Raw genomic sequence first — 23782 nt, forward strand, 5'->3', positions numbered from 1 at the left:
AGGCGACCCCCGGGACTTCAGGTCCAGGTGAGGACGCGTTTGCGCCAGGCGTAGACGATGCCGAGCGCGATGAAGCCGAGGAAGACGAACATCTCGGCGAGCGTCGTGAGTCCGTAGCCGGGCGCGTCGAAGATCGTGGCCCAGGGGAAGAGGAAGACGGCGTCCACGGCGAAGACGACGTAGAGGTAGGTGAAGACGTAGTAGCGGACCTGCGACTGCGCCCAGCCCTCGCCGACGGGGTCGACCCCGCACTCGTACGTGGTCAGCTTGTCGGGCGTGGGACGGGTCGGGCGGAGCAGGCGGTTGACCGTGAGGGCCCCCGCCACGATGGCGACGCCGATGGCGAACAGCGCGGCGACCAGCACGTACGACCCGAAATAGCCGTCCATGACGCGATCGTAGCCCGCCGCCTCCGCGGAACCCAGGGCCCCAGCCCCCGAAGGTGAGCTAAACCCAAGCTCCGTCAAAGTCCCTGCCACATCCCTACAAATCGTCACAAAGGGCATGATCAGCACCATAATGTGACATTCATGCACAACAAGCGATTCGTCTTCGGAGTCGCTCTGCTGACCCTCTCGACCGGCGGGTGCGGCCTCGCCGCCGCCGCCGGCCCCGAGCAGAACGTCATGGTCCCGGCAGAGCCGACGATGATCGACTTCGTCGATCCGGCGGGCGTCTCCGGCCTGTCCACCGAGACGGTCACCGAGGGCCACGCCGCCCACGGATCGCGCTACGTGCACATCACCTACCCCTCGCTGGCCGGCGCGCCCGCGCTCGTCACGGCGCTGCGCGAGCAGGCGCGACGGCAGCTCCGCGACTTCCGTACGCGGACCGGCGACGAGATCTCCGACCCGCGGCCCGAGCTGAACGTCGAATGGCAGCTCGCCGCCGCCTCCCCCGACGCGGTCGGGGTGCGGCTGCGCACCGGCGAGTTCACGGGCGCGCGCTGGGAGAACTCCACCCGCACGCTCTGGTACGACCCCCGCTCCGGCACGACCACCGGCTCCACCGGCCTGCTCGCCGGCGACGACGCCAGGCGGCGGCTGGTGACGCTGGTCAAGGAGCAGCTCAAGGACCGGGGCGCGCAGGTCGAGCGGGACGCCGTCACGGCCGACGACGACCAGTTCGACTCGATGGCCTTCAACCGCGCCGGGGACCTGGTGGTCGAGTTCGACGACTGCCAGCTCACGCCGTGCCGGCTCGGGCGGCTCGCGGTGGCCGTGCCCGCGAAAAGGGCGGCCCCGCTGCTGTCGGAGCTCGGCCACCGGGCCCAGCAGGCCACCCTCGACGGCACCGCCCACAGCGGCCGCGCCACCGGCACCGCTCCCCGATCCGCCGACACGCCTGATGGCCCGCCCGCCGGCACACACCGCGACACACACCGCACCCCGCAGAACGACACGCCAGGCGCGCCCGGCGACACCCCCGGCACCCCGCAGAACGACATGCCAGGCGGCCCGTTCGCCGCGCCGCCGCGCTCCCCCGCCGCCGTCAGCAACCGCGCCGGCACCGTGAACTGCGCCGCCACCAAGTGCGTGGCCCTGACCTTCGACGACGGCCCCAGCCCCCACACCGCCGAGCTCCTGGACATCCTGAAGCGCGAGAACGCCCGCGCGACCTTCTTCGTCGTCGGCGCCAACGCGGCCGCCCAGCCGGACCTGCTGCGCCGGATGAGCGACGAGGGCCACCTGGTCGGCAACCACAGCTGGTCGCACACGGACCTGTCGAAGCCGGGCACCGCCAAGATCGCCGACTCGCTGGAGCGCACCCGCGACGCGGTGGCCGCGGCCATCGGCCAGGCCCCGACGCTGGTCCGGCCGCCGTACGGGGCCGTGAGCGGGATGCTGCGCAACGTGGCGCGGGACCAGGGCTTCCCGCTGGTGACCTGGGACGTGGACGCCGCCGACCAGCAGGGCGGCGCGACCCGCGACATCGTGGACAGAAGCGTGCACGACGCGCATCCAGGTGCGATCATCTTGTTGCACGACATCCACCGGGAGTCCGTGGCCGCGGTCCCGGACATCCTCAAGCGGTTGCGCGGGAAGGGTTACACCTTCGTCACCGTTCCAGAGTTGTACGGACCTGCCGGCATGCAGGCCGGACGCCTGTACAGGTCAGGGAGTGAGCCGTCCCGCAAGCAGCCCCTGACGTAGCCCACGGGTCGGAGGGACGTATAGTTGGCGCTCGTGACCCGTACCGTCCTGTTCGCCCGCCTGCATGTCGATCTCTGCAGGCTCGCGTCCGGGCTGTGTCGTCGTCGTTCTCCGATCTCACCCTGACTTCCCACCGCGTTTACCCGCGTTCGGCGGCTTGCAAACGCGTGACCCTTCCGAGGATCTAGCATGGAAACAGAGAACGCGCCCAATGCAACCGCGCCCCGGCGCGTCGAGGAGGACTGAGCGGCTGTGGCAAAGCAGGTCCAGCAACTCGACCGCGTGATCATCCGGTTCGCCGGCGACTCCGGCGACGGCATGCAGCTCACCGGCGACCGATTCACCGCGGGCACGGCGGAGTTCGGCAACGACTTGTCGACGCTGCCCAACTTCCCGGCCGAGATCCGCGCCCCTCAGGGCACCCTTCCCGGCGTGTCGAGCTTCCAGCTCCACTTCGCCGACCACGACATCCTCACGCCGGGCGACGCGCCCAACGTGCTGGTCGCGATGAACCCGGCGGCGCTCAAGGCCAACCTCGGCGACCTGCCCAGGGGCAGCGACATCATCGCCAACACCGACGAGTTCACCAAGCGCAACCTCCAGAAGGTCGGCTACGCCACCAACCCGCTGGAGGACGACTCGCTGGCCGAGTGGCGGGTGCACGCGGTCCCGCTGACCTCGCTCACGGTCAAGGCCCTCGAAGGCTTCGACCTGTCCAAGAAGGACGCCGAGCGCTCCAAGAACATGTTCGCCCTCGGCCTGCTGAGCTGGCTCTACCATCGGCCGACCGAGCACACGATCAAGTTCCTGGAGAACAAGTTCGCCAAGAAGCCCGAGATCGCCAAGGCCAACATCGCGGCCTTCCAGGCGGGCTGGAACTACGGCGAGACCACCGAGTCGTTCTCGGTCTCCTACGAGGTCAAGCCGGCCCGCCTCGCGCCCGGCGTCTACCGCAACATCTCCGGCAACCAGGCGCTCGCCTACGGCCTGATCGCCGCGAGCGTGCAGGCGAAGCTGCCGCTGTTCCTGGGCTCCTACCCGATCACGCCGGCCTCCGACATCCTGCACGAGCTGTCCAAGCACAAGCGGTTCGGCATCCGCACCTTCCAGGCGGAGGACGAGATCGCCGGCGTCGGCGCGGCGCTCGGGGCCGCGTTCGGCGGCGCGCTCGGCGTGACCACCACCTCCGGCCCCGGTGTGGCGCTGAAGGCCGAGACGGTCGGCCTCGCGGTCACCACCGAGCTGCCGCTGATCATCGTGGACGTGCAGCGGGCCGGGCCGAGCACCGGCATGCCGACCAAGACCGAGCAGACCGACCTGCTGATGGCGTTGTTCGGCCGCAACGGCGAGTCGCCGGTGCCGGTCGTGGCGCCGATGTCGCCGAGCGACTGCTTCGACGCCGCCATCGAGGCGGCCAGGATCGCGGTGAAGTACCGCACCCCGGTCATGCTGCTGTCCGACGGTTACCTCGCCAACGGCTCCGAGCCGTGGCGGCTGCCGGAGGTGTCCGACCTGCCGGACATCTCGCAGGAGTTCACCACCGACCCCAACGGTGAGGACGGCACGTTCCTGCCGTTCAAGCGGGACACCGAGACCCTGGCCCGGCCGTGGGCGATCCCCGGCACCGCCGGGCTGGAGCACCGGATCGGCGGCATCGAGAAGGCCGACGGCACCGGCAACATCTCCTACGACCCCGACAACCACGACCTGATGGTCCGCACCCGGGCCGCCAAGATCGCCGGCATCGACGTTCCCGACCTGGTCGTGGACGACCCCGACGGCGACGCGAAGGTGCTGGTCGTCGGGTGGGGCTCGACCTACGGGCCGATCGCCGCGGCCGTGCGCCGCATCAGGGCGGGCGGCGGCAAGGTCGCCCAGGTCCATCTGCGCCACCTCAACCCCCTGCCGGCCAACACCGGCGAGGTGCTCAAGAGCTACGACAAGGTGCTGCTGCCCGAGATCAACCTGGGCCAGCTCGCGCTGCTGCTGCGCGCGCGCTACCTCGTCGACGTCATCAGCTACAACCGTGTGCGCGGGCTCCCGTTCAAGGCCGAGGAGCTGGCCGGAGTCATCCAGGACGTGATCGACAGTGACTGAGCTCGTCAACGGCAGGGGCCTCAGCCTGGTCCCGAAGACCGACGCCAAGCAGAGCCTGAAGGACTTCAAGTCCGACCAGGAGGTGCGCTGGTGCCCCGGCTGCGGTGACTACGCGATCCTCGCGGCCGTCCAGTCCTTCCTGCCCGAGCTCGGGCTCAAGCGGGAGAACATCGCCTTCATCTCCGGCATCGGCTGCTCCTCCCGCTTCCCCTACTACCTCAACACCTACGGCTTCCACTCGATCCACGGCCGTGCCCCCGCCATCGCCACCGGCCTGGCGGCCTCCCGCCCCGACCTCAGCGTCTGGGTCGTCACCGGCGACGGCGACGCCCTGTCCATCGGCGGCAACCACCTCATCCACGCGCTGCGCCGCAACGTCAACCTCAACATCCTGCTGTTCAACAACCGGATCTACGGGCTGACCAAGGGCCAGTACTCCCCCACCAGCGAAGTCGGCAAGATCACGAAGTCGACGCCGATGGGCTCGCTCGACAAGCCGTTCAACCCGATCTCGCTGGCCATCGGCGCCGAGGCCTCGTTCGTCGCCCGGACCATCGACTCCGACCGCAAGCACCTGCAGTCGGTGCTGCGGGAGGCCACCGCCCACCGCGGCACCTCCCTGGTCGAGATCTACCAGAACTGCAACATCTTCAACGACAACGCCTTCGAGCCGCTCAAGGACCCGGGCCTGCGTGACGACATCACGCTGCGCCTGGAGCACGGGCAGCCGATCGCCAGCGCCACCAAGGCCGTGGTCCGCGGCGCGAACGGCGGCATCGAGGTCGTGCCCCGCGCGAGCGTGACCGAGGACCAGATCCTCGTGCACGACGTGCACAACCCCGACCCCAGCCTCGCCTTCGCCCTGTCCCGCCTGGACGAGCCCGCCTTCGAGCACGTCCCGATCGGCATCTTCCGCAGCGTCGACCGGCCCTCCTACGAGACGCTGATGGCCGAGCAGCTCGACGAGGCGGCCGAGCGGCAGGGCCCCGGCGACCTGAGCGAGCTGCTGCTGGGCGGCGACACCTGGCGCATCAACTAGGCGCGTCAACTGACCGGCCGACGGCTCAGATCCGCGACAGCACCCTGTCGCTGACGAAGCAGAGCATGCCGAACTCGCGCGCCCGCCGGCGCGCGAAGTCGCACAGCTCGTCGTTGTCGGCGTAGTCAAGTGCGTAGAGGTCCACGTCGAGGCCGAGCAGCCGCTCGGCCACGGAGGCGTGGACCTCCAGCACGTCGTCCGGCCAGGGCGCGTAGTTGCCGGCGTCCACCCAGCGTGCCGAGAACGACTCGAACAGCACGCCGTCCACCAGGTCGGCGAGCTGCGGCAGCAGCCCGAAGCCCCGGTTGGCCAGCAGGTACTCCGGCTGCGTCTCCTCGCGGATGGCGGCGATGAGGTAGAGCAGGTGCGGCAGGTCCTCGGGGTAGGTCTGCTCGATGTTGAGCGTGTCGAGGAACAACCCGCGAAAGCCCTTCCCGATCGCCGTACGGGCCTGCTCCACCACGTGCGCCACCCAGCGGGGGTCGCCGGTGTGGACGAACGCGCCGCCCCAGTCGGGGTTGTGCTCGGCGCGGTGCCACGGCGCGGGCGGCCCGGCGTCCTCGGTCAGCGACAGGTAGCCGAGGGTCTGCGTGCCGCGCCCGCGCAGCAGGTCCAGCTCGTCCGGGCGGTAGAAGTCCGCCTGGAGCACGACCTTGTCGAAGCCGGACAGCCGCTCCAGCTCCCCCGCCCCGTAGTAGAACGCGATGGGCTGCGTCATCCGGTCCACGACTCCCGGTACCAGGCGTAGGTCCGGCGGACGCCGTCCTCCAGGGCGACGCGCGGCTCGTACCCGGTCAGCTCGCGCAGCAGCGTGAGGTCGGGGCAGCGGCGCGCGACCGAGCCGGGGGGCGCGGGCACGTGCCGGATCTCCGGGTTCGCGCCCGCGATGCGCAGGACGAGCTTGGCCAGGTCGCCGATGTTGGTCTCGGCGTCGTTGCCGATGTGCACGATCCGGCCCGCCGCGCGCGGCTCGGCCATGAGCCTCACGACCGCCTCGACGGCGTCGTCCACGTGGCAGAAGGCGCGGCTCTGGTCGGCGCCGTAGAGGGTGAACGGGTCCTCGCCGCGTCCGGCCCGCAGCGACAGCTCGGGGATGACGTGGTCGGCGCCCATGCGAGGGCCGTAGACGTTGTGGAAGCGGCCGATGACCGCCTCGAACCCCTTGGCCCGCGCCGTGTGCAGCACCGCGGCCTCGCCGAGCAGCTTGCTGATCGCGTACGTGTGCCGCGCCGACCCCACGTCCTCGATGACGAGGGGGACGTCCTCGGCGGTCGGCACGGCGGCCAGCCCGGTGCTGACCGCCCCGGCGTACGCCTCGCTGGTGGAGGCGAAGAACAGCCGCCCGCGCCCCGGCCCCATCCAGTCCAGCAGGTGCATCAGGGACAGCGTGTTGACCCGGAGCACCCGGGCCGGGCCGGACTCGACGTTGCGCACGCCGACCACGGCGGCCAGCATGAACACCTGGTCCCAGCCGGGTTCGAGGGCGTCGTACGCGGCCGGGTCGGTGAGGTCGGCCGAGCGCACCTCGACGGCCAGCCCGGCGAGCGCGTCGTCGCGCCGCCCCCGCGAGAAGTCGTCCACGACGGTCACCTCGTGCCCGTCGGCGAGCAGCCGGCGGGCCAGGTGCAGCCCGATGAAGCCGGCCCCGCCCAGCAGCAGCGCCCTCATGCCCGCTCCTCCGCCAGGTAGCCGATGCCGGCGTAGCGGACGCCGTGCCGGATGATCGCCGCCTCGTCCAGGATGCGCCAGGAGTCGAACACCACCCGCACCCCGGAGGTGGCGAGCCGTGACTCGACCTCCAGCCCCCGGTAGTCGGGATGGTCGTTGATGACGAGGACGGCGTGGGCGTCGGCGAACGCCTTGTCCAGACTGACGGGCTCGCCGCCGTACTCGCGGATGACGTCGTCGGGGACGAGCGGGTCGTGGCCGAGCACGGTCAGGCCGACGGCGCGGAAGAGCGGCATCATCTCGGCGATGGGGGTGCCGCGCATGTCGTCGGTGGCCGGCCAGCCCTTGTACGCCCAGCCCAGCACCGACAGCCGCACCCCCTCAGTGCGTCCGGCGCTCTCGCGGATCAGCTCGACCATCCGCTCGGCGACGTGCGCGGGCAGCCGCTCGTTGAGCGCCCGCGCCCGGTCCACCAGGTACGGCGGCCGCCGCGTGCTCGCGATCATCAGGTACGGGTCCTTCGACAGGCAGCCGCCGCCGACGTACCCGGGCCTGGCCAGGTCGGGCCGGGGATAGTCGAGGTTGGCGGCCCTGATGACCTCCAGGGGGTCGAGGCCGTGCTGCTCGGCGATGAGCGCCAGCTCGTTGCCGAAGGCGTAGATCAGGTCGGTGTGGCAGTTGTTGGACAGCTTGACCATCTCGGCGGTCTCCAGGCCGGACACCGGCACGACCTGCTCGGCGAGGCCGGCGAAGAGCGCGACGCCCGCCTCCAGGCTCTCCTCGTCGAGCCCGCCGACGACCTGGGGCAGCTCGACCAGCTCGCGCAGCGCCTGGCCCTGGATGGTGCGCTCGGGCGCCATGACGAGCCGGACGTCGTCGCCCCAGCGGGCGGTGAGCGCGGGCAGCACGACCGAGCGGGAGGTGCCGATCGGGACGGTGCTACGGACCACGACGAGCGTGCCCGGCCGGCAGGTGGCGGCGACGTGTTCGGCGGCGGCGGCCAGGTTGCGCAGGTCGGGCCGCCCGGTCGCGAGGTCCACGGGCGTGGAGACGGACAGGATCGCGGCGTCGAGCGGCGTGTCGGGCAGCCGGTCGGCGACGGTGATGCCGCTGCCGAGGTGCTCGGCGAACTCTTCCTGCACGCCGGGTTCGTAAACGTGGATCCGACCGTTGGACAGCGCCTCGACGACGCGCGGGTTCGCGTCCACGCCGTGCACGACGAACCCCTTGCGGGCCAGGGCGGCGGTCAGCGTCAGGCCCACATAGCCCATGCCGATCACGCCGACGGTCTTCGGCATCTCAAGCTCCTTCTTTCGCAGCGGTGCAGAGGGGACTGACGCGGTCGAGTTCGACCACGGTGACGTTGCCCGCGATGCCGTGGCGGCGGTAGCGGGCGCAGGCCGCGGCCACGTCGGCCGGGCGGGTGGCGTAGTCGGTGGCGAGCACGGCCTTGCCGAGCCTGCGCAGGGCGAGCGCGTGCGCCAGGTTCTCGGCGCACCAGCCGGTGTCGCACGGGCGGCCGGTGGCGCGGAAGAACAGCTCCTCCATGCCGATGCCGTCGATCGCCTCGACGTAGCCGGGCTGGAGGCGCAGCTCGGGCGAGTTCTGCGGGACGATGAGGAAGCCGGGGCGCACCTTCTTGGCGTACCTGCTGATCCTGACGATCAGCTCGTTCATGCGGCGGGCGAGGCTCGCGCGGGTCTCGCCGGGCACGCGGTCGAGGTGGATCTCCTCGTACGCGAGCGGCGTGTCGAGGTAGACCCCGTCGAACCCGGCCCGCAGCGCCTGGTCGACGCGCGGCCGCAGCACGAGGTCCCACCAGCGGGAGTCCCAGTAGCGGACGAAGTGCTCCTCCGGCCAGTCGAGCCAGCGGTTGAGCTTCAGGTCCGCGGGCAGGGTGCGGGCCTCGGTGCGGAACCGCTCGATGCTGCCGATCTCGAAGTAGGCGAGGACGGTCTTGCCGGTGTCCCGGACCTTGGCGACCTCCTTCGCGGAGAAGTAGCCGGCCGTGGTGCCGTCGCGGGACAGGTCCACGATGGCGAGCTGGTGCGGGGCGCGGGCGACCGTGTCGAGCCGGCCGCCCGGGTAGTTCTGCAGGACGTAGGTGAAGGAGCGCACCTCGGTCAGCGGGACGCGGGGCGCGCAGGACGTGAGCGCGGCCGGCAGCCCGGCCAGCAGCACGGCCGTCCAGAGCCGCCTCACGCGCTCTCCTCCGCCGTCATGGCCTTGATCGAGTCGGTCAGCGGGACGCCGGCCCGCCAGCCGAGCACGCGCAGCGCCCGCCCGGTGTCGGCCTGGCTCCAGCTCGTGTCGGAGCGGCCGGACTCCGGGGCGCTCTCCCGGATCTCGCCGGCGAACCCGCTCGCCGCGGCGAGCAGCCTGACCGCCTGCCGGACGGGCACGGGCCGGCCGCTGCCGACGTTGATCACCCGTTCGGCGGGATCGTCGGCGAAGGCGGCGGCGACCACCGCCGCGGCGACGTCGCGCACGTCCACGAAGTCGCGGGTGGCGTCGAGCGGGCCCAGCTCGATGTCGCCGGTCGCGGCCCTGATCAGGTCGCGGACCCGGCCGAGCACGTTGACGGCGGACACCCCGGGGCCGACCGGGTTGAACACGCGCAGGGACATCGCGTCCACCTCGCGGGCCCGTTCGACCAGCAGGGTGCCGGCCAGGTGGCTGATGCCGTACGCGCCGGTGGGGCGGGCAGGGCCGTCCTCCCGCTGGGCGGTGCCGGGGAGGGCGGGGCCGTACTCGGCGGCCGAGCCGAGCCGGACCAGCCGGGCGCACGGCGCGGCGGCGGCCAGCGCCTCCAGCAGCACGGCGGTGACCCCGGCGTTGCCGCGGACCAGCTCGTCGTAGCGGCCGGACATCCGGCCGACGCAGTTGAGCACGACCGACGGGCGGCTCTCGCCCAGCAGGTCGGCCACGTCGGCGGGGGCGGCGGCCAGCAGGTCGAGCTCGGCCCGGCGCGGGCGGATCAGCCGGGACACCCGGGGGTCGCCCGCCAGCAGCTCGGCCACCGGGCGGCCCAGGAAGCCGGTGGACCCGAAGACGACGACAGTGCTCATCGAACCCTTTCCCGATCCGTCGGCAGCAGCAGCGAGCGGATCTCCTCGAACCGGGCGTTGGCCTCGTCGTAGTCGTCGGGCCGGCCGATGTCGAGCCAGTAGCCGTCGAACTCGAAGCAGCCCGGCGGCCGGTCGTGGGCGAGCAGGTCGAGCACCAGCTCGTCGAAGCCGAACGGCATGCCGTCCGGGTAGTGGGCGATGGTGTCGCGCGACAGCGCGTAGACGCCCATGCTGACGAGGTAGCTGAGCAGCGGCTTCTCGCGGAAGCCGGTGATCTGGCCGCCGCTCGTCTCCAGCACCCCGAAGTCGATCTTCACGACCCGCGGGGAGGTCGCCACGGTCAGCGGCGCGCCGGCCTCGACGTGCCTGGCCAGCAGCTCGGCGTAGTTGAGCGTGGTGAGGACGTCGCCGTTCATCACCAGGAAGTGCTCGGGCAGCCGGTCCCTGATCGGGAAGAGCGGCCCGATCGTGGACAGCGGGGTGACCTCCTCGGTGTAGTCCACCTCCAGCCCCCAGCGGGAGCCGTCGCCCACGAACGCGCGGATGAGCGGGCTCAGGTGGCCGACCGCGAGCGTGGCGCGGGTGAAGCCCTGGCTGGTGAGCTGCCGGAGGATGATGTCGAGGATCGCGTACTCCTCCCCGATGGGCACCAGGGGCTTGGGCAGCGCCGAGGTGTACGGCCGCAGCCGCACTCCTTTGCCGCCTGCGAGGATGACGACGTGCATGGGAAGCCTCCCGGTCGATGGTTCAGCGGTACTTCCTGACGTCCCTGAGTCCGCGGCTCATGAGGACCAGCAGGATCAGCAGGAACAGCAGCGAGGCGGCGGCGAAGAGCAGCACGTCGGCCTGCGCGGAGCCGCCGCCCGGCAGCAGGAGCCGCCCCGTGGGATGGACGGCCAGCGCCGCCGCCTGGGCCAGGCACAGATGGACGACCTTGCCCTGGTTGGCGATCAGGAACGCCACGAAGTAGGCGCCCCCGACGGTCACGTGGGCGACCGCCATGGTCACGCTCTCCGGGGTGAGCCCGCCGGTGACGCGCAGGAAGACCAGCGGCAGCGCGGAGAGCACCGACAGCGCCGCGAGGCAGGTCAGCAGGCCCTTGGCGACCAGCCACCGGCCGCGGCGGGTGAAGTCGGCGGGGTAGCAGACGTCGCGGACGGAGGCCCGCGCGTCGTCGTCGAACCGGTGCGCCCGGTACTCCAGGAGGCCCATGCCGAGCACGAGCCCCGCCCCGGCGACGGCGATGTCGCTCCGGTCGAGCACGTAGCGGGCCTCGGCCTGGAGCAGGAAGAGCGCGGTCAGCGTGGCCCAGGCCAGGGCGGGCAGCAGCCCGCGCAGGTGGGAGCGCGACAGGCGGCGCAGCGGCGGCTCTTTCCCGGTCGCCTCGCCCTGCGCGAGCGTGAGCAGCAGCGCGGCCCCGACGACGCCGGCCACGCACACCACGCCGACGCAGACCGCCAGCAGGCCCACCCACCGGTCGGCGAGGCCGACGTAGGCGAGGCCGGCGATGACCCCGGGCAGCATGATCACGCCGAGCCACAGCTCGCGCCGGTAGAACAGCAGCATGCCGGAGGCGATCTGGAAGGCCACCTGCGTGACGCAGAGCGCGACCAGCGCGAGCGGCCCGCCCATGGCGAGGGCGAGCAGCCCGGCCGTCGCCGTGGCCCCGAGCACCCCGAGCAGCAGCCCGGTCCGTAACACCCGCCCGGCCGAGCGGGGATAGCCCCGCCCCACCAGCGTGTACGCGAGGTGCGCCGCCCCGCTGCCGATCACCCAGCCGAGCCCGGTGGTCAGCACCAGGCCCGGCATCAGCCATTGGGCGCCCACGAGCCCGGAGGCCGCGGGCAGCAGCGCGGCGGGCAGGCCGTAGAGCAGCCCGTGCAGCATCTGGGCGAACGGCCTGGCCCGCTTGAGCGGCGCCTCGGCGACCGGCGGGCGCGGCCTGTCCAGGGTCCTGATGTGCGTGTACGCGGCCTCGGCCAGGGAGAACACGTCGTCGTGCCCGTACCGCTCGCGGGCGATCCTGTCGCTCAGCCCCTGGGACTCCAGCATCGCCGCGACCTGCAGCGGTTCGACGGCGCGGAAGGCGCCGGTCCCCATCGGCTCGATGAGGTCGTCCATGGAGCGCGACGTCGACGGCTCCACAGCGGTCATGCGGTGACCCCCAGCAGTTCCTCGTAGACCGAGCGGTAGTCGTCCAGCGACTGCCGCAGGGTGAAGCGTTCGAGCACCCGCTCGCGGGCCAGCGCGCCGAGCCGGCGGCGCAACCCGGTGTCGCGCAGCAGGCGCACCATCGCCTCGGCGGCGGCCACGTGGTCGCGCGGCGGCACCACCATCCCGGCCTCGCCGACCGCCTCGGCCACCCCGCCGACGTTGGTGACGACCACCGGCAGGCCACACGCCATGGCCTCGACCACGGTGTAGGGGAACCCCTCGGAGATGCTGGTCAGCGCCACGACGTCGCCGGCGTGGTAGGCGGCGGCGGGGGTGGTGACGCGACCCTCGAACCGGGCCGCGTCCGTGACCCCCAGCTCCTCGGCGAGCTGCAGGCAGCTCTCGTGGTAGGGCTCGTTGCCGTCCGGTACGCCGCCGAAGATGCGCAGCCGCGCGTCGGGCACTTTCTCCCGCACGATGGCGAACGCGCGCAGCAGCGTGTGCAGGTCCTTCAGCGGGTCGATGCGCCCCATGAAGACCAGCGTGGGCTCGTCGGGGGCCGACTCGACCGGCGGGAACTCGTCCGGGTCCACGCCGTTGTACATGATCCGGATGCGGTCCGGGTCGGCGCCGTTGCGGATCTGCCAGCGCCGGTTGTACGACGAGTGCGGCGCGATGCGGTCGGCCGCCACGTACGCCGCCCCGGCCAGTCGGCGGAAGAAGCTGAGCAGCAGCACCCTGACGGCGTGCGAGACCGGCTCGTCCACGTACTGGAGGTAGCGTTCGCGCAGGTAGACGCCGTGCTCGGAGAGCACGATCGGGGTGCCGTGCCGCCACTTGGCGGACATCGCGGTCAGCATGCTGAGGCCGTTCATGGCCACGTGCATGAGGTCCGTACGCGGCGCCGGCTCGGCCAGCGGGCGCAGCATGTGCCCCATCAGGTCCCCGGCCGTGATGGCGTCGGCCAGGGTGAGCCCGTCGGTCCTGTTCCAGTACCAGGCGTCCATGAGCTGGGTCAGCGACTCGTTGGCGGTGAGCGCGCCCAGCAGGTCCCCGCCCTCGTGCGCGAAGCGGTGCAGCGACTCCAGCACCGCCAGGAACTCCGCGCTGCCGTCGCCCATGACGGCCGGCGTCAGCACCATCTCCAGGAAGCGTCCGTACGCCTCGGTGAAAGCGCCCCCCGGCGCCCGCGAGGGGCGCCGGGGCACGTTGCCCCACAGGGGTACGGAGACCACCTGTTCGAGGTTGGCCGGCGGATCCCACACCGGCCGTTCCCCACCGTCCACGGTCATCGTCACGACGTCCCAGCGGTAGTCCGGCATGCCCCGGATGAGCTGGTCCATCCAGACGCTGACACCACCCATCGCGAACGGGTAGGTGCCCTCGGACACCAGCGTCACCTTCACGGGCGCACGCTCGCGGGGACGGTGACAGGGACCCCGGCGGTGAGGGTGAGGCGGGCGACCTTGTCGGTGCCGTACGCCGTGGCGCCGGCGGCGTTGACGTTCGTCGCGAAGACGGCGGCGTCACTGCCGGTGGCGGTGAAGGTGACCGTGCCCGCCACCCGGTCGTAGACCGCGCTGACGCCGGACAGGCCGGCGAAGTGCGTGGTCCGCTGGTCGACGTACTGGGCGAGCGAGCCCCAGTTCGGCGTGAGGAGCGGGACCTTGTACCAGGTGTTGTACTTGGCCATGACGCCGTTCAGCCAGTCGAAGACGAGGCTGCGGTTGGAGCCGTAGTTGCGCAGGTTGCCCTGGTGGAAGGTGTGCGTGTAGACCGACCCGGACATGACGTGCTGCATCGCCACGTCGCTCTCGTGGTCGATGACCTGGGTGTAGGTCTGGTTGACCGGCCAGTAGGGGAACTTGCCGCTGGGGCCGTAGTAGGAGTTGTAGAACAGCGTCTCCTCGGCCGGCGTGGTCGTGTGGTAGGCGATGTTGGTCGGCCAGTCGGGCACCACCATCACCGCGGGCTGCAGCGGGTGCCGGATGCCGCAGTTGAAGCAGGACGGCTGGTGGCTGGCGAACGACATGTTGCCGTGCAGGTACTTCACGCCGAGGTCCTTGGCGGCCTGCAGCAGGTTGGGGTTGGAGGCGGCCAGGCCGTAGTCGGTGGGCGGGTCGATGTCGTTGTTGGGGTCGGGGTGGTAGACGCCGAGGCCGGAGTACTCACCGGTCTTCAGCACCGTCGGGTCCGCGGAGAGGCCGAGCGCGGCGGCCCTGGTGAGGTTGTTCTGGATCTCCGCGCGGCTCGTCGCGTAGTCCGTGGAGTTCATCTTCGGGTGCGAGAACGTGTGGTTGACCCAGGTGAAGGAGGAGGCCCGGCAGCGCGAGTAGTTGGTGAGGGCGTCCTGCAGCAGGATCGGGAGCAGGCAGGACGGGAGGGCGTACTGGTCGGAGCCCTCGCCGTTGTAGGCGATGTTCAGCTTGAAGGTGTCGGCCAGGGCGTTGGCGGATTTGAAGCTGTTCTGCTGGTTGTACGTGCTGACCGCGTCCGACCAGGTCAGCCGGTAGCCGGGGCTGGTCTCCAGGTGACCGTCGGCGTACAGGTGGTCGGTGTTGTTGAACCAGTCGTCCACGTCGGCGTTGAGGTAGTGCCGCTGCTCGCCGAGGAACAGCCCTCTGGTGGCCCAGCGGAACAGGCCGTAGGTGAGCAGGTCCGCCTGGGGCAGGTACTGGTTGGAGGTGAACGTCAGCGCCATGCGCTCACGGCCGTCGGCGGACGTGCTGCGGACGCCGAGCACGTCGGAGCCGCTGGTCAGCACGGCGTCGGCGGTGCAGCCCGAGGCCAGCGTGGAGCGGTAGACGTAGGACTGCGAGATCGGGACGTTCGCGGTGTTCTTGAGGTAGTCGAAGACGCCGGCGCCGGTCGTGGTGAGCGCGGTCGAGATCGGGGTGGTGCCGACGCCGCCCTCGCTGCCGGCGCGCAGGCAGTAGTCCTCGGGGAAGGTGCCGTAGGCGGTGTAGAGGGAGACCTGGCGGACGCCGTAGTCGCGCTCGTAGGCCCAGAGAGCGTTCCATTCCGTGGCGTCGAGGCCGCTGACGTAGCCGGAGCCGTCGTTGTAGAGCAGCGAGTTGTTGGTCAGCAGGACCGCGTTGTACTTGCCGGTCCCGTCGGCCTGCACGAGGTCGGCGGCGGTCAGCGGCTGGGTCTTGCTGTAGAGCACGTCGTACTGGGCGCCGACCCGGCCCAGCACCGAGCGCCAGGTGGCGACGCCCCAGTCGTCCTCGTCCACGGCGACCACGAGCACGCGCAGCGCGACGCGGTCGTTGGCGGCGGCGGCGAGCGCGGCGGAGGAGCGAGCGGCCGTGGTGGACCGTTCTACCGGAATTGTGCCTTTTTTCGCCGGAAGTGGTCCGAGTTTCTCCGCTTTCGGGCGATCAATGGGCGCACGCAAAGGAGCGGCGTGCGCGTGATGATCGCCGGTCTCGGTTTCTGGTGTGGCCGCGAGCGCCGGCGCGGCGCTCGGGCCGATGATGATGGCGGTGGCGCTGACCAGGGCCAGCGCCCGCCTCGACGGCGCAAAAGCCGTCTTTCGGAAATGCCGAAAAGAACCCACCATATCCCCCCATTCGGCACTGATGGCACGAATGCTCCGATGGCTGACGTACGGACCATCAGCCAGTTCCCGAGTGTGCGGATGACCAATTTCATTTACGTTTCAACACAGTTTCCTCACGAGCGTTTTCCGGCGCATTCGAGCGGCATATCCTTCGTCAGCGAAAGAAGATCGGATACGTGCAGCTGGGGGAACCATGCAGTTCCGCATCCTGGGCGCGCTGGAGGCGACCGGCGCAGGCGGCCTCGTGCCGCTGCGTTCGGTCAAGCAACGCAGCCTCCTCGCCCTGCTGCTCTGCCACGACGGGACCGTCGCGCACAGCGACGTCCTCATCGACGCACTGTGGGGAGCCGAGGCCGGTGACGCCGGGCAACAGCGCCTGCGTCTCCAGCTCCACCGGCTCAGACGCACGCTCGGCGAGCACGTCCCCATCGCCCACCAGGCCACGGGCTACCGGCTGAGGGTGCCGGCGGAGGACGTGGACGCCCGCCGGTTCGAGCTGCTGGTCCGGCAGGGCCGCTCGGCGCTCGCCTCCGGGAACGACGCGAAGGGCAGCGCCCTGCTCCGCGCCGGCCTCGACCTGTGGCGCGGCCCGGCGCTGTCCGGGCTGGACGACATCCACCTGCTGCACCGCCAGGCCACCCGGCTGGAGGAGCTGCGGCTGGCGGCGCTCGGCGAGCGCGTGGAGGCCGACTTACGGCTCGGCCGGCACGCCGCCCTGGTCGGCGAGCTGTCCACGCTGGTACGCGAGCACCCGCTGCGCGAGACCTTCCGCGGGCAGCTCATGCTGGCGCTCTACCGCAGCGGGCGGCAGGCCGAGGCGCTGGACGTCTACCAGTCGGGGCGGCGCATCCTCACCACGGACCTCGGCCTGGAGCCCGGCCCCGAGCTGCGCAAGCTGCACGCGGCCATCCTCAGCAGCGACTCCTCGCTGTCGGCGGGGCGGGCGGCGCCGCACGGCCGGCTCGTGCACCGGCGGGCCGGCCCCCGGCACGGGCGCGGCTGCCCGCACTGCGGCCCCCGGCACCACTAGGGCGTGATCCGGTAGATGTGATAGGAGTTCTCGCTGGTGAAGGTGTCGGTGAAACGTCCTGAGGCGTCCACGGGCAGGCGCCGGTTCTCGAACATCACCTCGACCTGACCGGGTGACAGGCCGCCGGGCAGCGCGAACGTGTGCGCTCCCGGCCGGCCCTCCGCCGACGGCATGGCGAACAGGTAATAGACGCCCTGGTGCGCCTTCAGCATGGTGTCCACGCCGGGGCCGAAGCCGTACTCGACGGACTGGGTGTTGAGCACCGGGGCGAGCTGCCTGATCTGCTGGTTCACCTCGATGACGGCGGGCCGGGTGGTGACGCCGCAGGCGTCGCGGAGCACGTGCTGGCTCTGGCAGGGGCCGCCGAAGCTGTGGTTGAAGTAGATGACCCCCCTGGCCCCGTGGATCAGCGAGCTCATCACCGCGCCCTTGACCTCGTCGGGCTCGATCTGCCGCCGGTCCTCGGCGGCGGGGCGGCCGACCTCGACGAAGGCGTAGATGGGCTGGAGCTTGCCGTCGAGGGCGTCCAGCTTGCGCTGGCGGTCGATGAGCAGGCCGTAGTTGGCCGCGCGGCGGCAGCGGTCCTCGCCGGCCCAGTGCAGCCAGTTCTGGCCGTCGAGGCAGGCGAAGTAGCTGGTGTACCAGTAGACGTCGAGGGAGACGAAGTCGGTGTAGTCGTTGACGAACCGGCCGGCCTGGCGGTCGTCCTGATAGATCATGACGCCCTTGCCGTAGTTGGCGTAGTGCGGGCGGCCGTCCTTGGGCAGCCGGTCCTTCAGCGTCTTCATGACGGTGTAGCCGCAGCGTTCCTTGTGCGGGTCGTCCGGGATGCAGAGGGGGCCCTCGCCGGGGAAGTTGCCGGTCCAGCCGTCGTCGCCGGGGCCTGCCCACATGTCGGCCTCGTCGGTGATCAGCCAGGCGACGGTCTCGGCCCCGTAGTCCTTCAGCGGCTTGCTGGGGACGGCGAACAGGCCGTTCTTCCTGATCAGCGCCATGTCGCTGGTCTCGGTCAGCTCGATGTAGGTGTTGATGCCGGCTTCGACGTCCTTGTTCACGTCGTCCTGGGTGATGACGGACTCGTACCAGACGCCGATGGGGAAGAACGCCGGGTTCGTCCAGCCGGCGGCCTTGGTGCTCGCGAAGCGGTCGTAGTAGGCGGGGCCGCCCTCCCAGGGGACGCGGGGCAGCCCGGCGACGTCCGGGCGGGGGGCGGCCGTGCCGGACGGGCTCGGGGCCGGCTCGCCCTCGGACCTGCCGACGACCACCCACACCAGGGCCGCGGCGGCGAGCAGCGCCACCGCGGCGAGGACCAGCCGGCTCGCCCGCGTCAACGCTCCCCCTCGGCCAGCTCCAGCAGCCGGTCGGCCCGCGACGACCAGGACATCCCCAGCACCGACGCCCGCAGCTCGGCGGCCGGCCGCGGGCCGCCCTCCGCCAGCGCGGCCTTGACGGCCGCCACGAACGCTTCGGGCGTGGCCGCGACCCGCACGCGGTCCCGGTAGTGGGCGAGCTCGGGGAAGTCCGTGCTGACCACCGGCAGGCCCAGGGCCAGGTACTCCTTCAGCTTGATGGGGTTGGCGTGCCTGATCCACGCGTTGTCCTGCCACGGCATGATCGCCACGTCGAAGCCGGACGCGTACGCAGGGATGCGCTCGTAGGACACGAAGCCGAACCAGCGCACGTTGGGATGGACGGTCAGCCGCTCCATCGGCGCGGTGGCGTCGCCGATGAGCACGAGCGAGGCCTGCGGCAGCTCGGCCGCCAGGCGTTCGAGCAGCCCGACGTCCACGACGAACTCGTCCAGCGCGCCGAAGAACCCCACGCGCGGCCCCGGCACGGCGGCGAGGTCGGGAGGCGGTTCCGCGGCCCTGGTGAAGTGGTCGACGTCCACGCCGTGGTCGAGGAAGCACGCCCGCTCGCCGGTCAGCTCGCGCTCCTCGGCCATCAGCGTGCGGCTCGCGTAGAGGACCCGGTCGGCGCGGGCCAGCAGCTCGTTCTCCATCGCCCCGATGACGGCGGCGTCCGCCTCGGGGAAGGCCGAGTGCCGGTCGGAGCGGTTGTAGAGCAGCGCGTGCCGGGGCATCGGGCGCACCACGTCCCAGGCCGTGGGGATGGTGACCACCATCACGGGGCGGCGCAGGCCGAGCGCCAGGCACACCGCCCGCACCTGGGCGCGTACGAGCAGGGCGTTGACCCGGCGCAGGACCGGCGAGCCGTAGAACGGCAGCGGCAGCGGCGACATCACGTGGAAGCCGGGGAACGGCTGCCGCAGGAACTTCGCCACGCTGCGCAGCTTGCGCAGGACGCGGCGGGTGACGTGGGTGGTGGTGCCCGGCGCGGGCATGCGCATGCCGATGCTGTTGACCACCAGCACCTTGCGCCGGCCGGCGAGGGCGCGCATGAGCTGGAAGTCGGAGTGCGCCCGGTTGTGGTACCACCAGTCCTGGGCGGCGAAGCAGACGTACCCGGGCGGGTCGGCGGTCCTCGGCGGGTCGGCCGCGCCCGGCTGCTCGGTCGCGCCCGGCTGCTCTGGCCAGTGCGGCAGGCGGACGAGGGCGCGCAGGGCCGCCCGGTGCTTGGCACCGCCTTGGCCGGGCCGGGTGAGCGCCCGGATCGCCTCGTTGAGCAGCACCGCGCCGCGCATGGCGAGGGCGCGGGCCCGGCCGTGCCGCTCGCGGTGCAGCCGGACCCGGTTGGCGGTGGCGAGCGCCCAGAGACTGCTGGAGGTGCCCTGCTCGCCGCCCAGGTGCACGGCGTGCGCCCGCGGCTCGTAGCGGACGGCGAAGCCGTGCTCGCCGGCCCGCAGCATGTACTCGGTCTCCTCCGAGTAGAGGAAGTAGCGCTCCTCCAGCGGCCCGAGCGCGTTCAGGCAGGCGCGGGAGACCAGCCAGGCCGCGCCGGTCGCCCAGTCGGCGGTGCCGGGCCGCTCGTACGCGCCCGCCGCCACGACCAGCTCCCCGAGCGCCGGGACCCGGCCGGCCCGGTGGCCGCCGAGCAGCGCCTCGCCGAGCGCGCGCAGCACGGTGGGTCTCCTGCGCAGCGAGAAGTGGATCGTCCCGTCCTCGGCGGTGAGCCGGGGCACCGCGATCCCGGTGCCGGGCACGGCCAGCGCCTCGCGCAGCGCGGTGATCGCGCCGGGGGCGAGGCGGATGTCCGGGTTGAGCACGAGCACGTCGCAGCCGGACGCGGCGGCGATCCCCGCGTTCACGCCGCCGGCGAAGCCCGCGTTGCGGCCGGTCGGGACCACCTCGACGGCGGGCAGGGCGGCGCGGGCCGCCGCGACCGTGCCGTCGGCCGAGTCGTTGTCCACGACCAGCACCCGGGCGTCCCCCGCGCCGGCGTCCTGGAGCGAGCGCAGGCAGTCGCCGATGACGCGCTCGCTGAAGTACGTGACGATGACGATCGCCAGCATGCTCACCTTCCCAGGAGACGGAGACGGGCGCGGAGCGCGCCGGTCAGCAGGCGCACGGCGAAGGGGGCGTCGTGGAGCAGGTAGCGCCGGAGCAGGCGGCGCGGTTCGAGCGCGAGCCGGTGCAGCCATTCGCCGCCCGCGCGCTGCAGGGCCTCGGGGGCGCGGCTGAACTGGCCGGCGGCCATCGCGATGCCCGCGCCGCAGCCCAGGAACCAGGCGGCGGGCAGCTCGGGCCGCAGCTCCGCGATCAGCCGCTCCTGCTTGGGGAAGCCGAGTCCGACGAGCACGAGGCCGGGCGCGGCCTCTCTGACGCGCTCGACGGCCGCGCGCCGGGCGGCGGGGTCGGCGTCGAACCCGTACGGCGGTGCGTCCGTGCCCGCGATCCGCAGCGCCGGGTAACGTTCCAACAGGGCCCGGGCGGCCGCCTCCGGCACTCCTTCGTCGCCGCCGAGCAGGTAGACGGGCCGGCCGTCGCGGGCGGCGCGCCCGGCGAGTGTGTGCACGAGCGAGGCGCCGGTCACCCGCTCAGGGATCGCGGCGCCGGCCAGCCGGCCCGCCCACACGACCGGCATGCCGTCGGCGACGACCAGCTCCGCGCGGGCGACGAGGGCGGCGAGCGCCGGGTCGCGGGTGGCGGCGCGGACGATGTCCACGTTCGCGGTGACGATCGCGCCGCCCCGGCCTGCGGCCCACTCGTGGGAGACGTGGTCGGCCACTCCGGTCTCGGTGACGGCCATGACGTGCACGGCTCCCACGCGCACGCGCGCGGGAGGACCGGCCGTGGTGAAGGGGTCCGTGAAGGGGTCTGCCGGAATGTCCTCGCTCCTTCGCCCTGGCCCAGCCCAGCCCGACCTTTCGCCCGAATCATCGGCATTCCGGAGAAATCCGTTACGTGTGGGTCTGGCAGTAAGTGTGGGCCCGCCAGCAGGATGAGGGGCATGAGAGTGGAGCGCGGCGCCCTCGACGGCGTCCTTCTCTTCGTCCCGACGCCGCACCACGACGACCGGGGGTTCTTCACCCGGACGTTCGACGCGGCCGTGGCCGGGAAACACGGCCTCGACCCCGCCGCCTTCATCCAGGACAGCCAGTCGCGCTCGCGGCTCGGCACGGTCCGCGCGCTGCACGGGCGGGTGGGGCGCGGCGAGGCCAAGCTCGTCAGGTGCGCCCGCGGCGCGATCCACGACGTGCTGGTGGACGCCCGGCCCGGCTCGCCGACGTACGGCAGGAGCATGAGCGTGCGCCTCGACGACGAGGACTTCGCCTGCCTGTACGTGCCACGCGGCTTCCTGCACGGCTTCCAGGCGCTCACCGAGCAGGCCGACGTCTGCTACCGCATCGACAGGGAGCACGACCCGGCCGAGGACGTCTCGGTCCGCTACGACGACCCCGACCTGGCCGTCGCCTGGCCGCTGCCGGTGACCGCGATCAGCGCGCGGGACCTGGCGGCGGGGTCGTGGCAGGAGGCGCAGGCGCGGCTGCTCGGCTGAGCCGGGCCTCGCGGGCCAGCGCGCCGGCCGAGCCGACCAGCAGGAACGACAGCCCGGTGATCACCGCGTACGAGCGCAGGTCGAAGGTCGCGGCCCCGATGAGCGGCACCACCAGGCAGGCGGCCAGCGTCAGCCCGAGGTCGCGGTCGGCGGGGTCGGTGAGCAGCCGGCGGGCGCGCAGCGCCGACCAGATCCCGGCCAGGAAGAGCCCGGCGAAGGCCAGCACGCCGATGATCCCGGTCTCGACCGTGGTGAGGATGTACTGGTTGTCGAAGACCAGGTATTTGGGGGCGTACCAGGTGCCGAGGCCGCGGCCCAGCCACGGGTGGCGAGAGATCTCGGTGGCCGCGGCGGCGTAGTCCATGGTCCGCCAGCGCAGGCTGGAGTCGGTGGACAGGCCCGTGAACAGGTCCAGGATCGCGCCGAGCACGCCCGGCACGACCACCTTGACCGCGCCCAGGAAGACCACCATCGCCCCGAGCGCGAGCAGCCGCCGCCGGCGCGGCCAGCCGACCAGCAGCACCGCCGCCGCCCCCGCCACGCCGACGAAGGCCGAGCGCGACACCGAGAACACCATCCCGGCCGCGATCAGCCCCGCGCACAGCCACCAGCGCAGGTGCGGCTGGCGGCGTTCGAGCGCCTGGAAGGCGAAGTGCAGCGCGATCGGCAGGATCATCGCGCACACGACCGCGAACTCGATCGGATGCCCGGTGGTCGCCGCCACCCTGCTCAGCCCGTTGCGCTCCACGACGAACAGCTCCTCCTGCGTGAAGCGCAGGCCGGGCAGCACCATGTACGGGGTCGGGTCGAACCTGAGCAGGAACTGCGCCGCGCCGATCACGCCGAGCACCGCGCCCATCGCCGCGACGGTCTTCAGCACCAGGTCGAGCCGAGCCCGGCCGCGTACGCCGTCCACGACGAGCAGCACGATCCCGATCATCGCGAACGCGCTCACCAGCATGTGGTCGGCGAGGTCGAGCTCGTCCCTCGGCAGGTTGCCGGCGGCGGCGTAGGCGTAGGTGGCGATCAGCGAGGAGGCGTAGACGAAGACCGCGCTGCGGACGAGGGTGCGGCCCTTGGCCGCGCCGAGCGTGGTGGTGAGCTGCGCGCAGAACCACCACACCAGCGCGAACAGCCCCACGGCCTCGGCCGGCGTGATGGCGAACGAGAGCCCGCGGAACACCAGCCGGGCCGGGACGATCATCAGGATGACCACGAAGACGACGCCCAGTGTGGCCCCGTCGGCCGGGTGCGGCCTGGGCAGCCCGGCCACGGGCTCCGTCCTGGTGAGGGCGATCGCCTTCACGGGCGCAGCGCCAGCGGCTCGGCGCGCTCCGCGGGCGCGACGGGGCCCGGCCCGGCCCGCCTGCGGCGCCGCGCCGCGGCGAGGCTCTCCATCGCGTAACCGGCGGTCAGCGCGGCGAACAGGCCGAGCGCCAGCACCGCCACGGCCGTGCGGCTCTTGCCGCCGCGCTGCTCCTGCGGCTCGGTGGGCGGCACCATCGGCGTGAGCTGGATGTAGGTGCTCAAGGGCGCGCCCAGCACGGCCTGGCGGGCGGCGAGCTCGCTCCGCGCCTGCTCGACGAGCCGGGAGACCAGCGTGTGCGCGGTCTCGGCGGACGGCGACCTGGCGTTGATGATCACGAACGGCCCGCTGGCCAGCAGCTCGGGGTTGGGGCTGCCGTTGTGGACGACGTACGTGGTCTCGCCGCCGGGCGGCGCCCCCAGCCGGGCGGCGGTCTCCGGGGCGCTCAGCGCCTGGAGCAGGATCGAGGCCGCGACGTTGAGCGAGCCGTTGTAGTTGAGCAGCGGGTTCGTACGGGGGTTCGGGTAGGCGGGATCGGTTGGAACGCTCCCGCCGGTCACGGGGATGGTGAGCACGAGGACCGCGCCCGACTGGTAGACGGTCGGGACGGTGCGGTAGACGGCGAACGAGCCGCCGAGGGCCAGCAGCAACGCCGGTACGGTGACGTACCAGCGCCGGAACACGACCAGGACCGTCCCCCAGAAGTCCAAGGCGTTTTCCCTCCCGAACCGGATGAAACCCTCGATACGGACATCGGCCTCGGACGTATCCGGTGTTACTGGGAAATCCGTAACGAGATCACCTTA

At 72.0% G+C, this 23782-nt stretch carries 21 protein-coding genes; 6 read left to right on the top strand and 15 right to left on the bottom strand.

Translation table 11 applies throughout. From position 1 onward, the window contains the following. Positions 1 to 17: 17 nt before the first annotated feature. Positions 18 to 389 (bottom strand): NADH-quinone oxidoreductase subunit A, encoded by a 372-nt coding sequence (locus AC27IY_RS29695; RefSeq protein WP_423451258.1) that lies wholly within the window; start codon positions 387 to 389, stop codon positions 18 to 20. A 141-nt stretch (positions 390 to 530) separates the two neighbouring features. Between AC27IY_RS29695 and AC27IY_RS29700 the strand changes: the two genes are divergently transcribed. The 4 genes from AC27IY_RS29700 (at position 531) to AC27IY_RS29715 (ending at position 5289) form a co-directional block, all read left to right on the top strand. Then, positions 531 to 2153: a polysaccharide deacetylase family protein gene (locus AC27IY_RS29700; RefSeq protein ID WP_487179920.1), complete on the top strand. Its 1623-nt coding sequence runs from the start codon at positions 531 to 533 to the stop codon at positions 2151 to 2153. Between the two features lie 33 nt (positions 2154 to 2186). Next, the gene (locus AC27IY_RS29705) at positions 2187 to 2279 is read left to right on the top strand and encodes a putative leader peptide (protein ID WP_350778063.1); all 93 of its coding nucleotides are present in this window, start codon (positions 2187 to 2189) and stop codon (positions 2277 to 2279) included. A 126-nt stretch (positions 2280 to 2405) separates the two neighbouring features. Beyond that, positions 2406 to 4250, top strand: a complete 1845-nt coding sequence (locus AC27IY_RS29710; RefSeq protein ID WP_487179921.1) for a 2-oxoacid:acceptor oxidoreductase subunit alpha — start codon at positions 2406 to 2408, stop codon at positions 4248 to 4250. Then, positions 4243 to 5289: a 2-oxoacid:ferredoxin oxidoreductase subunit beta gene (locus AC27IY_RS29715; RefSeq protein WP_344208177.1), complete on the top strand. Its 1047-nt coding sequence runs from the start codon at positions 4243 to 4245 to the stop codon at positions 5287 to 5289. Before AC27IY_RS29710 ends, AC27IY_RS29715 begins: the two co-directional genes overlap by 8 nt. Before the next feature lie 25 nt (positions 5290 to 5314). Here AC27IY_RS29715 and AC27IY_RS29720 read toward each other — a convergent pair whose 3' ends face one another. Genes AC27IY_RS29720 through AC27IY_RS29760 form a run of 9 tightly spaced genes read right to left on the bottom strand, consistent with a single transcriptional unit; the run spans position 5315 to position 15741 of the window. Beyond that, the gene (locus tag AC27IY_RS29720; protein WP_364459258.1) at positions 5315 to 6007 is read right to left on the bottom strand and encodes a hypothetical protein; all 693 of its coding nucleotides are present in this window, start codon (positions 6005 to 6007) and stop codon (positions 5315 to 5317) included. Further along, a complete protein-coding gene (locus AC27IY_RS29725; RefSeq protein WP_487179922.1) occupies positions 6004 to 6957 on the bottom strand; it encodes an NAD-dependent epimerase/dehydratase family protein in 954 nt (317 codons plus the stop codon). Before AC27IY_RS29725 ends, AC27IY_RS29720 begins: the two co-directional genes overlap by 4 nt. Continuing rightward, positions 6954 to 8255 carry a nucleotide sugar dehydrogenase gene (locus tag AC27IY_RS29730; RefSeq protein ID WP_487179923.1) on the bottom strand — a complete coding sequence of 434 codons (1302 nt, stop codon included), beginning with the start codon at positions 8253 to 8255 and terminating at the stop codon, positions 6954 to 6956. The genes AC27IY_RS29725 and AC27IY_RS29730 overlap by 4 nt, the downstream gene beginning before the upstream one ends. Before the next feature lies 1 nt (position 8256). Further along, positions 8257 to 9159, bottom strand: a complete 903-nt coding sequence (locus AC27IY_RS29735) for a glycoside hydrolase family 191 protein (RefSeq protein WP_487179924.1) — start codon at positions 9157 to 9159, stop codon at positions 8257 to 8259. Further along, on the bottom strand, positions 9156 to 10025 hold the full coding sequence (locus AC27IY_RS29740) for an NAD-dependent epimerase/dehydratase family protein (RefSeq protein ID WP_487179925.1): 870 nt from the start codon (positions 10023 to 10025) through the stop codon (positions 9156 to 9158). Before AC27IY_RS29740 ends, AC27IY_RS29735 begins: the two co-directional genes overlap by 4 nt. After that, positions 10022 to 10750: a sugar phosphate nucleotidyltransferase gene (locus AC27IY_RS29745; protein WP_364459244.1), complete on the bottom strand. Its 729-nt coding sequence runs from the start codon at positions 10748 to 10750 to the stop codon at positions 10022 to 10024. Before AC27IY_RS29745 ends, AC27IY_RS29740 begins: the two co-directional genes overlap by 4 nt. 22 nt (positions 10751 to 10772) lie before the next feature. Then, positions 10773 to 12179 carry a hypothetical protein gene (locus tag AC27IY_RS29750; RefSeq protein ID WP_487179926.1) on the bottom strand — a complete coding sequence of 469 codons (1407 nt, stop codon included), beginning with the start codon at positions 12177 to 12179 and terminating at the stop codon, positions 10773 to 10775. Further along, a complete protein-coding gene (gene pelF / locus AC27IY_RS29755; protein ID WP_487179927.1) occupies positions 12176 to 13585 on the bottom strand; it encodes a GT4 family glycosyltransferase PelF in 1410 nt (469 codons plus the stop codon). The genes AC27IY_RS29750 and pelF overlap by 4 nt, the downstream gene beginning before the upstream one ends. After that, on the bottom strand, positions 13582 to 15741 hold the full coding sequence (locus tag AC27IY_RS29760) for an Agd3-related carbohydrate deacetylase (protein WP_487179928.1): 2160 nt from the start codon (positions 15739 to 15741) through the stop codon (positions 13582 to 13584). The genes pelF and AC27IY_RS29760 overlap by 4 nt, the downstream gene beginning before the upstream one ends. Before the next feature lie 193 nt (positions 15742 to 15934). Between AC27IY_RS29760 and AC27IY_RS29765 the strand changes: the two genes are divergently transcribed. After that, entirely contained in the window at positions 15935 to 16771 is an 837-nt protein-coding gene (locus AC27IY_RS29765; protein WP_423451267.1) for an AfsR/SARP family transcriptional regulator, read from the top strand. Here AC27IY_RS29765 and AC27IY_RS29770 read toward each other — a convergent pair. The 3 genes from AC27IY_RS29770 to AC27IY_RS29780 are packed head-to-tail and all read right to left on the bottom strand — an operon-like array spanning position 16768 to position 20920. Beyond that, positions 16768 to 18102, bottom strand: coding sequence for a hypothetical protein (locus AC27IY_RS29770; protein WP_487179929.1), 1335 nt, complete (start codon positions 18100 to 18102; stop codon positions 16768 to 16770). The two genes, AC27IY_RS29765 and AC27IY_RS29770, sit on opposite strands and share 4 nt — an antisense overlap. Then, positions 18099 to 20183, bottom strand: a complete 2085-nt coding sequence (locus AC27IY_RS29775) for a glycosyltransferase (protein WP_487179930.1) — start codon at positions 20181 to 20183, stop codon at positions 18099 to 18101. Before AC27IY_RS29775 ends, AC27IY_RS29770 begins: the two co-directional genes overlap by 4 nt. Positions 20184 to 20185: 2 nt before the next feature. After that, complete coding sequence (locus AC27IY_RS29780) at positions 20186 to 20920, bottom strand: WecB/TagA/CpsF family glycosyltransferase (RefSeq protein WP_487179931.1); 735 nt, start codon at positions 20918 to 20920, stop codon at positions 20186 to 20188. Between the two features lie 201 nt (positions 20921 to 21121). Between AC27IY_RS29780 and AC27IY_RS29785 the strand changes: the two genes are divergently transcribed. Further along, positions 21122 to 21670 (top strand): dTDP-4-dehydrorhamnose 3,5-epimerase family protein, encoded by a 549-nt coding sequence (locus tag AC27IY_RS29785; protein ID WP_487179932.1) that lies wholly within the window; start codon positions 21122 to 21124, stop codon positions 21668 to 21670. On the opposite strand, the gene AC27IY_RS29790 is transcribed toward AC27IY_RS29785, so the two are convergent. After that, entirely contained in the window at positions 21609 to 22976 is a 1368-nt protein-coding gene (locus AC27IY_RS29790) for an O-antigen ligase family protein (protein WP_364459216.1), read from the bottom strand. The two genes, AC27IY_RS29785 and AC27IY_RS29790, sit on opposite strands and share 62 nt — an antisense overlap. Beyond that, the gene (locus AC27IY_RS29795) at positions 22973 to 23686 is read right to left on the bottom strand and encodes a hypothetical protein (RefSeq protein WP_423451273.1); all 714 of its coding nucleotides are present in this window, start codon (positions 23684 to 23686) and stop codon (positions 22973 to 22975) included. Before AC27IY_RS29795 ends, AC27IY_RS29790 begins: the two co-directional genes overlap by 4 nt. Positions 23687 to 23782 lie beyond the last annotated feature (96 nt).

This window comes from Nonomuraea sp. B208, from assembly GCF_057536035.1.